6 protein-coding genes and 1 pseudogene are annotated in these 8,795 nt (G+C 73.2%); 2 read left to right on the plus strand and 5 right to left on the minus strand.

All coding sequences use genetic code 11. The features are described from left to right. Together ACFTZL_RS35775 and rpe are read right to left on the minus strand one after the other, a co-directional pair. Positions 1–243 (minus strand): annotated as a pseudogene (locus ACFTZL_RS35775) (transcriptional regulator); the annotation flags it as partial. Between the two features lie 78 nt (positions 244–321). Further along, the gene (rpe, locus tag ACFTZL_RS35780; protein ID WP_382591793.1) at positions 322–1,008 is read right to left on the minus strand and encodes a ribulose-phosphate 3-epimerase; all 687 of its coding nucleotides are present in this window, start codon (positions 1,006–1,008) and stop codon (positions 322–324) included. Positions 1,009–1,091: 83 nt separating this feature from the next. Between rpe and ACFTZL_RS35785 the strand changes: the two genes are divergently transcribed. After that, on the plus strand, positions 1,092–3,239 hold the full coding sequence (locus ACFTZL_RS35785) for an MMPL family transporter (RefSeq protein ID WP_382591795.1): 2,148 nt from the start codon (positions 1,092–1,094) through the stop codon (positions 3,237–3,239). Here the strand turns inward: ACFTZL_RS35785 and ACFTZL_RS35790 are convergent. After that, entirely contained in the window at positions 3,220–4,647 is a 1,428-nt protein-coding gene (locus ACFTZL_RS35790) for an RsmB/NOP family class I SAM-dependent RNA methyltransferase (RefSeq protein ID WP_382591798.1), read from the minus strand. The two genes, ACFTZL_RS35785 and ACFTZL_RS35790, sit on opposite strands and share 20 nt — an antisense overlap. Before the next feature lie 65 nt (positions 4,648–4,712). After that, a complete protein-coding gene (gene fmt, locus ACFTZL_RS35795) occupies positions 4,713–5,645 on the minus strand; it encodes a methionyl-tRNA formyltransferase (protein ID WP_382591801.1) in 933 nt (310 codons plus the stop codon). Between the two features lie 268 nt (positions 5,646–5,913). Between fmt and ACFTZL_RS35800 the strand changes: the two genes are divergently transcribed. After that, positions 5,914–6,465: a hypothetical protein gene (locus ACFTZL_RS35800; RefSeq protein ID WP_382591804.1), complete on the plus strand. Its 552-nt coding sequence runs from the start codon at positions 5,914–5,916 to the stop codon at positions 6,463–6,465. Between the two features lie 101 nt (positions 6,466–6,566). Here the strand turns inward: ACFTZL_RS35800 and ACFTZL_RS35805 are convergent, their stop codons facing one another. Next, on the minus strand, positions 6,567–8,720 hold the full coding sequence (locus tag ACFTZL_RS35805) for a primosomal protein N' (protein ID WP_382591807.1): 2,154 nt from the start codon (positions 8,718–8,720) through the stop codon (positions 6,567–6,569). Positions 8,721–8,795: the final 75 nt, after the last annotated feature.

Below are 8,795 nucleotides of genomic sequence, written 5' to 3' on the forward strand. Positions count from 1 at the left end.
GTCCAGCTCGGCAGGCACACGGATCTCGATACGCACGAGATCCCGTTCGAGGGCGGTTTCCAGGACCCGGGCCACCTTGAAGCGGCTGACGCCGAACTCCTCGGCAATCTGGATCTTGGACTTGCCCTCGAGGTAGAAGCGGCGGGCCATGGCCGCCGCCTGCACCAGCTCAGCGGGTCCCATCCGCATGGCTGACCGGCCCGCCGACATACCCGACACGGCGATCTCCTCACTGCTGTTCACACTCTGGATTCGCCGTTCATCCTTGCAGATCCGGCGCACTTGATCAGCCCTGATCGGAGCCGTTCACTTTGCTGTGGCTCAGTGGTCGCAGGCCCAGGATGCCTTGGCCGTCGTCGCCTCAGCCTGCGTGCGTAGTGCACGTACCGCCTGGGCCGGGTCTTTTGCTCCGTAGACCGCCGATCCGGCCACGAAGACATCGGCTCCGGCGTCGGCGCACCGCTCGATGGTGGAAGCCGAAACTCCGCCGTCGACCTGGAGCCAGAGCTCCAGACCGTGCTTGCTGATCAACTCGCGGGTGCGGCGAATCTTCGGAAGCATGATGTCGAGAAAGGCCTGTCCCCCGAAGCCCGGTTCGACCGTCATGATCAGGAGCATGTCGAGCTCGGGGAGCAGGTCCTCGTACGGCTCGATGGGGGTCGCGGGCTTCAGCGCCATGGAGGCGCGGGCGCCCTTGGCACGGATCTCCCGGGCCAGCCGGACCGGAGCGGCGGCCGCCTCGACATGGAAGGTGACGGAACCGGCCCCCGCTTCCACGTACTGGGGCGCCCATCGATCGGGGGCCTCGATCATCAGATGGCAGTCCAGCGGAGTGTCCGTCGCACGGGCGAGCGACTCTACGACCGGCACCCCGAGCGTGAGGTTCGGGACGAAATGGTTGTCCATGACGTCGACGTGGAGCCAGTCGGCTCCCTCCACCGCCTTTGCCTCGTCCGCGAGGCGAGCGAAGTCGGCGGACAGGATGCTGGGGTTGATCTGCGCGGCCATGGCCTCACCCTATTCGCTGCGCCGGGTTCGAGCGGTGGGGGTCCAGGGACTGGCCCCTTCAGGGCATGGGTGCGGAGGTCAGGATGACGAGCAACCGGGGCATCGGGCATCTGGTCTGCGGGCGGCGGGCCAAGTGGCTGGTGCTGGTGTTGTGGCTGGTCGTGCTGTTCGTGACGGCGCCGTTCGCGATGAAGCTCACCGACGCCCAGGACAACGACGCTGCGTCCTGGCTGCCGGGGTCCGCCGAGTCCACCCAGGTCCTGGAGCTGTCGAAGGACTTCCGTCCCGAGCAGATCCCCGCGGTCGTCGTCTACGCCCGGGACAGCGGGCTCACCGCACAGGACCGCGCGCAGATCACCGAGGACGCGGCAGAGCTGAGGCGGCTGCGCGACCACGGCGTCCGGGGCGCGGAGACCCGGGGGCCCGTCTACGACCGGCCGGCCGATCCCCGGGCGGCGGAGATCCTCGTACCGATCACGATGGACGAGAAGGGCTGGGAGGAGCTCGCGCCCGCCGTCGACTCCATGCGGGACATCACCGGCGACAGTCACGGCGGCCTCGCCGTGCACATCACCGGGCCGGGCGGCACGTCAGCGGACTTCTCCAAGGCCTTCGAGGGCATCGACTCGACGCTGCTGGTGTCGGCCATGGGCGTCGTCATCGTCATGCTGCTGATCACCTACCGCAGCCCCACCCTGCTGCTGGTCCCGCTGCTCGCCGTGATCGCCGCGCTCTTCACCGCTCAGGCGCTGATCTATTTCCTCGCCGAATACGCCGGCCTGACGGTCAACGGGCAGAGCGCCGGCATCCTCACGGTGCTCGTGTTCGGCGCGGGGACGGACTACGCGCTGCTGCTCGTGGCGCGCTACCGGGAGGAACTGCGCCGCCACGAGGACCGGCACGAGGCGATGGCGCGCGCCCTGCACCGGGCGGGACCCGCCGTGCTCGCCTCCGGTGCGACGGTCGTGCTGAGCATGCTGGTGCTGCTGGTCGCGGAGATGAACTCCACCAGCGGCCTGGGCCCGGTCGCCGCGATCGGTGTGGCGGTCGCCCTCCTGGCGATGATGACCCTGTTCCCGGCCCTACTGGTGATCTTCGGCCGCTGGATCTTCTGGCCGGTGATCCCGCACCTGGGCTCGGCCGACCCCAGCGGGCGCGGTATCTGGGCCCGCACCGGCCGCGGTATCGCCCGCCGTCCGCGCACGGTCTGGGCGGTGACGGCTCTCGTCCTCGCGGTCTGCTCGCTCGGCCTCATCCAGCTTCGCGCGGAGGGCATCAGCAATGCGGACGCCTTCACGGGCAAGCCGGACTCGATCGTCGGCCAGGAGGTCGCCGAGCGGTACTTCCCCGCCGGCAGCGGCAGCCCGCTCGTCATCGTCTCCGACCAGGCGCAGGCCCGGCAGGTGGGCCGCGCGGTCGCCGGGACCGAGGGCGTCGTGCCGACCTCCCTCGGCCTGCCCCCGGGCACGAAACCCGTGTACGAGGGCAAGGTGCTGTTCGAGGCGACCCTGACCGATCCGGCGGACAGCGAGGCGGCCAAGCAGACCGTCGAAAGGGTGCGGGACGCGGTGCACGCGGTGCCGGACGCGGACGCCCAGGTGGGCGGCGGGACGGCCGGGCTCATCGACATGGACAAGGCGACGACCCGCGACAACATCGTGATCATCCCGCTGGTCCTGGCCGTCGTCCTGCTGATCCTGTGCGCGCTGCTGCGGTCCCTGATCGCCCCGCTGCTGCTGGTCGGGACGGTGATCCTGTCCTTCACGGCGGCCCTGGGCCTCAGTGCGCTGGCCTTCCGCCACATCTTCGACTACGCGGGCGAGGCGACCGACTTCCCCTTGTTCGTCTTCGTCTTCCTGGTCGCCCTGGGCATCGACTACAACATCTTCCTCACCACCCGCATCCGCGAGGAGGCGGCCCTCAAGGGCACCGGACAGGGCGTGGTCACGGGGCTCGCCGCCACCGGCGCGGTCATCACCTCCGCGGGCCTGGTGCTGGCCGGCACGTTCGCCGCCCTCGGCACCCTCCCGATGGTCGCCTTCGCCGAGATCGGCTTCGCGGTCGCCCTCGGTGTCCTCATCGACACGTTCATCGTGCGCTCGGTCCTGGTGACGTCGCTGTTCCTGGACGTGGGACCGAAGGTGTGGTGGCCGCACCGGCTCGCCAGGGAGGACGGCGGTGCGGCGCACCAGGAGAGCGTCGGAGCGGGGGTCAGCCGGTCCGACGAATGAGTGCCAGGTACATGGCGTCGGTCCCGTGCAGATGCGGCCACAGCTGGACGTCGGGTCCGTCGCCCAGATCCGGTACGCCGGGCAGCAGCGGCCGCGCGTCGACGAGGTCGGTGTCCGGGATCTGCTTGAGCACGTCGGCGACCACGGCCCGGGTCTCGGCGAGGTGCGGCGAGCACGTCGCGTAGCCCACTACGCCGCCGACCCGCACCGACTCCAGGGCGGTGCGCAGCAGCCCGCGCTGCAACGGCGCGAACCCCTCCAGGTCGTCGGGCCGGCGCCGCCAGCGTGCCTCGGGGCGGCGCCGCAGGGCACCCAGGCCGGTGCACGGCACATCGACCAGCACCCGGTCGAAGCTGCCGGGCCGCCACGCCGGACGGGTCCCGTCAGCGGTGATCACCTGATACGGCCCCGGGTTGCCGTCCAGCGCGTTGGCCACGAGCCCGGCCCGGTGCGGCTGCTTCTCGGAGGCGAGCAGCAGCGCGCCCCGCTGGGCGGCGAGGGCGCCGAGCAGCGCGGCCTTGCCGCCGGGCCCCGCGCACCCGTCCAGCCACCGCCGGTCGGGCCCGTCCAACGGCGCGTTGGCGAGGGCGATCGCGACGAGCTGGCTGCCCTCGTCCTGCACGCCCGCGCGCCCGTCCCGTACGGCCTCGATGGCGCCCGGCTCGCCGCCCTCGGTCAGCCGCACGGCATACGGCGACCAGCGCCCCGGCACCGCGGCGTCCTCACCGAGCAGTTCCTCGGCGGTGGCCCGCCCGGGCCGCGCCACCAGGGTCACCTCGGGCCGCTCGTTGTCCGCGCGCAGCAACTCCTCGATGCCGGCGCGCCCACCGCCGAGGGAATCCCACAGCGCGGATACGACCCACCGCGGATGCGAGTGGACGATGGCGAGGTTGTCCTCGGGATCCTCGGCGTAGGGCGGCGCGACCCGCTCGAGCCAGCCGTCCAGATCGTCCTGCGCGATCTTCCGCAGCACGGCGTTGACGAACTTGGCCCGCCCGTCGCCGAGCACGACGCGCGCGAGCTCGACGGTGGCGGACACGGCCGCGTGGGTCGGGATCCGCGTCCCGAGCAACTGGTGCGCACCGAGGCTCAGCACGTCCAGCACCGGCGGGTCGACGTCCCCGAGCGGCCGGTCCACGCAGGTCGCGATGACCGCGTCGTACGTCCCTTGCCACCGCAGCGTCCCGTACACCAGCTCGGTGGCGAGCGCCGCGTCCCGCGCGTCGAACTTCTCGGGTCCCTCGTTCTCCCGCGCTTTGCGCAACAAAGGCGGCAGGACGAGGTTGGCGTAGGCGTCCCGCTCGTCCACGGCCCTCAGCGCCTCGAAGGCGAGGATGCGGACGGGGTCCTTCTTGGGCCGACGGTAGGGCTTGCCGGACGTGCGGGGCCGACGGGGCTGTTCGCTCACGAAAAAGGTGCTCCGGGTATGAGAAGAAGTGCGCCGTCCAGCCTACGCCGCCGGGAGCAGGGGCATCAGCCCCCGAGCCGCTCCCCGTCGGCGATCCGCACGCCGCGCGCCCAGTCCGCGGCCCTCATCGGCTTCTTGCCCTGGGCCTGCACCCACAGCAGCTCGACGCCGTACGAACCGGTGCCGACGTACACGTTGTTCTTCCCCGCGGAGATCTGCCCCGGGGCGAGGTCCGCACGGTCGGGCACGGGGGTGACCTGGATGAGCTTGAGCCGCTCACCGCGGAACGTGGTCCAGGCGCCGGGAGCCGGGGTGCAGCCCCGCACCATCCGGTCGACGCGCAGCGCGGGAGCGGCCCAGTCGAGGTGGGCGTCCTCGACGTTGACCTTCGGGGCCTGGCTGATGCCGTCGGCCGGCTGCGGTACGGCCTTCAGCGTGCCGTCCTCGATCCCGTCCATGGTCGCCGCGAGCAGCCCGGCACCGGCGAAGGCGAGCCGCGTCAGCAGGTCCCCGCTGGTGTCGGTGGCCCGGATCTCCTCGGTCACCGTCCCGTACACCGGCCCCGAGTCGAGCCCCTCCTCGATCAGGAACGTGGAAGCCCCGGTGATCTCGTCGCCGGCCATGATGGCGTGCTGCACGGGCGCGGCCCCGCGCCAGGCCGGCAGCAGGGAGAAGTGCAGATTGACCCAGCCGTGGGAGGGGACGTCGAGGGCGACGCGCGGCAGCAGCGCCCCGTAAGCGACGACGGGACAGCAGTCCGGCGCGATCTCCCGCAGCCGCTCCAGGAACTCCGGGTCCTTCGGCTTCGCGGGCTTCAGCACCTCGATCCCGGCCTCCTCCGCCCGCTCGGCGACGGGCGACGCGACCAGCCTGCGCCCCCGCCCGGCCGGCGCGTCGGGCCGCGTGACGACAGCGGCCACCTCGTGCCGCCCGGAGGCGAGAAGAGCGTCCAGAGCGGGAACGGCGACCTCGGGTGTACCGGCGAAGACGAGCTTCATGGGGTGGTGGGGGCCTCTCGGGCGGGGATGAACGGCGGGCAGCACACCAGTCTATGACCGACGTCCGGGAAAGCCGCCGACGGCGATCCGCACCGGGCCGAAGGCCGAAGACCGAGGCGCACACCCCGCGCAAACAGGCGCACGCATATGCCCCTACGCCCCCACACCGTGACCCGCGGAGCGAATCCGCGTTGGTCAAGACAGAGTTGACCACAACGGGCCGTGATCACGGCCCATTCCTTTCAACGCCGGTTCGAGAGGCTTGTTCATGGCCGACCACGCAACCCACGACGCCCAGGCTCGGGCCAGCCTGCACTTGCTGGTGCGGGACATCGAGCGGGTCCGCCGGCAGGTGGACGCACTGCGCACCCTCACCGCCCAGTTGGGCAATGTCTACCGCCCGCGCCGCTCCGGCCCCTCCACGGGCTTCGTCGTCTACGGACGCGCCCCCGCCCCGACGGTACGTCTCGCCCAGGAGCTGCGGGACAGTGTCGAGACCCTGGTCACGGCGGCCGTGGACTTCGACCGCTCACTCGGCTTCTCGTGGGACGCGGTGGGCTCCGCGCTCGGGGTCACCAAACAGGCGGTGCACCGCCGTTACGGCGCACGTCGTGCCGCCACCACGGCCCAGGCGGCCACGGCCGAGCCGGAGCGCGCACCGGAGCCGACGGGCAGTCGCACGGTCAGTATGCCCACCGGCCTGCCCACGGTCCCGACGGTCCCCGCGGCCCGCTCCATGCCCACGCAGCCGACGGCAGGCAGCCCCGCACTCCGCGACGAGGCACGGCCGACGGCGTTCCCCGGCCCGCGCAACGGCTGAACCGCCCTTGCCCTGCCCTCCCGGGACGCCTTCGGGAGGGCAGCCGCGCATCCGGGCGACGCCCCGCCGGACCTTCCGCGGCAGCTCACCCGCTCCACGGCTCATCCGATGTCAGCCGGATCGATCCGCACCCAGACGCCGGTCCCGCTCCCGCTCCCCCGAGCCATCCGCGCGGCCTGCGCGGCCTTGAGCGCGGCGGCCAGCGCGGCCCCCTTCCCGGGCGGCACCCGCAGCAACGCGCGCTCCCACTGCTCCCCGGGCGGCGGCGCCCCCGCCCGGCGCGGTCGCCCGGCGGCGGGGACGGGCAACGGCACCGGCCCCAGCACCTCGGCCTCCGGCGGCAGTTCGGCCGTACCGAGAAACTCGGCCACCGCCTCCGCCGGCCCCGACACGGCCGCCATCCGCGACACGGGCGGAAACCCCAGCTCGGCGCGCTCGGCGAGTTCCCGCACCGCGTGACCGACGGGATCCCACCGTACGAGCGCCTGGACAGGCCGCAGCGTCGGCTCGGCGACGACCACCACCGTGCCTCCGGCCGACTGCGGCCGGACGAGTGCCCCGGCCGCGATCCACCGCCGCAGGGCGTCCTCCCCGGCCCTCAGATCGGGCCGCCCGAGCATGGCCCACCCGTCCAGCAGCAGCGCCGCCGCGTACCCGCCCTCGGCGACCGGCTCGGCCCCCGGCGTGCTCACCACCAGCGCGGGCGCCCCCGGGACCGTGTCGAGCACGTGTTCACGCCCCGAGGTCCGCACCGGAACCGCGGGGAAGGCGCGCCCGAGTTCCTCGGCGGTCCGCCGCGCGCCCACCACCGAGGCGCGCAGCCGGAAGGCGCCGCACTCCGGACAGTGCCAGCCGCTCTCCTCGCGGCCGCACCATCCGCAGCACAGGGCACCGCCGTCCCGCGTCTCCAGCGGCCCGGAGCACTGCCGGCAGCGCGCGGGCGCCCGGCAGTTGGCACACGCCATGCGCGGCACATATCCCCGCCGGGGCACCTGCACCAGCACCGGACCGTGCCGCAAGCCCTCCCTGACGGCCTGCCAGGCGAGGGTCGGCAGCCGGGCGGCGCGGGCGGCCTCGTCCCGGGCGAGGTCCCCGTCCCCCACGGTGCGCACGAGCGGAGCGGCTCCCCGGACCTGCTCCCGTCCGGCGACGAGCGGCCGGGCCCACCCGCTCTCGACGAGCTGTGCGGCTTCCACCGTGCAGCCCCAGCTGCCCAGCAGGAAGGCGCACTTGTCCTGGGCCGCCCGCAGCAGGAGCACCTCCCGCGCATGGGGCTGCGGAGCGTGCTGCTCGCTGTGGCTGTCGTCCCCGTCGTCCCACAGGGCCACGAGCCCGAGGTCCTGAACCGGCGCGAACATCGCGGCCCGCGTCCCGATCACAGCCCGTACGGAACCGCGCCGCACCGCGAGCCACTGCGCGTACCGCTTCTCGGGCCCCGCGTCGGCGGTGAGCACCGCGTGCCGCCCCTCCCCGAGCAGGGAGGTCAGTGCGGCGTCGGCCCGCGCGACGTCCCGTCCGTCGGGCAGGACGACGAGCGCCCCCCGCCCGGAGGCCAGTGTCGCCGCGACGGCCCGGGCCAGCTCCTCGCTCCACTGCGGCCCCGGCAGCGCGTTCCACACGGCCCGTGGCGCACCGCCGGACGCCAGGGACTCCACGAAGGCCGCTCCCCGCTCGTACCGCTGCCAGGATCCCGCCTCGGGGGCCGGGGGCGGCGGCAGAGGGTCGGGCGAAGCGCGCTGTTCGGCGCGCGCGTTACGCGGTGGCACGGCGAGTTGCAGGACATCCGCGAGGCTGCCCGCGTACCGGTCGGCGACCGCCCGGGCCAGTCCCAGCAGTTCCTCGCTCAGCACCCGCTCGGGCGACACGACCTGGGCGAGGGCGGCCAGCGGCCCGGAGTATTCGGACTCGGCCCGTCGCTCGACGAGGAACCCGTCGATCAGCCCGCCGCCTTCGCGCCGTCCGTCCCGCACCCGGTGCCGCCCGGCCCCGAACCGCACGCGCACCCGCACGCCCGGCTGCGCCTCGGCGTCCAGCTCCTCGGGCACGGCATAGTCGAAGTACCGGTCGAGATGGAGCACGCCCTTGTCGACGAGGACGCGCGCCACAGGCAGCTCCTTGGCGAGCGCGGCTCCCCGCCAGGTCCGCGGCTTGGCCCGGGGCGTCTTGGCCTTCCGCACGCTCTCCCGGATGAGCGCGAGCTGCTCGGGCGGCGCACCCTCCGCACCGCCGTCCGCCTGTCCGTTCTCGCTGCTCACGCTTGCATTCTTACCAAACACCACTGACAACCGGCGCCGCCGGCGAAGCGGCCGAAGGCACGACGAGGCCCGGCC

This window comes from Streptomyces sp. NPDC056948 (genome assembly GCF_042674225.1).
Classification (GTDB): domain Bacteria; phylum Actinomycetota; class Actinomycetes; order Streptomycetales; family Streptomycetaceae; genus Streptomyces; species Streptomyces purpurascens.

What these genes read in the sequence shown, in the direction of transcription:
- rpe (WP_382591793.1), bottom strand. Translation starts at nt 1,008, where the DNA reads ATGGCCGCGCAGATCAACCCCAGCATCCTGTCCGCCGACTTCGCTCGC.
- ACFTZL_RS35785 (WP_382591795.1), top strand. Translation starts at nt 1,092, where the DNA reads ATGACGAGCAACCGGGGCATCGGGCATCTGGTCTGCGGGCGGCGGGCC.
- fmt (WP_382591801.1), bottom strand. Translation starts at nt 5,645, where the DNA reads ATGAAGCTCGTCTTCGCCGGTACACCCGAGGTCGCCGTTCCCGCTCTG.
- ACFTZL_RS35800 (WP_382591804.1), top strand. Translation starts at nt 5,914, where the DNA reads ATGGCCGACCACGCAACCCACGACGCCCAGGCTCGGGCCAGCCTGCAC.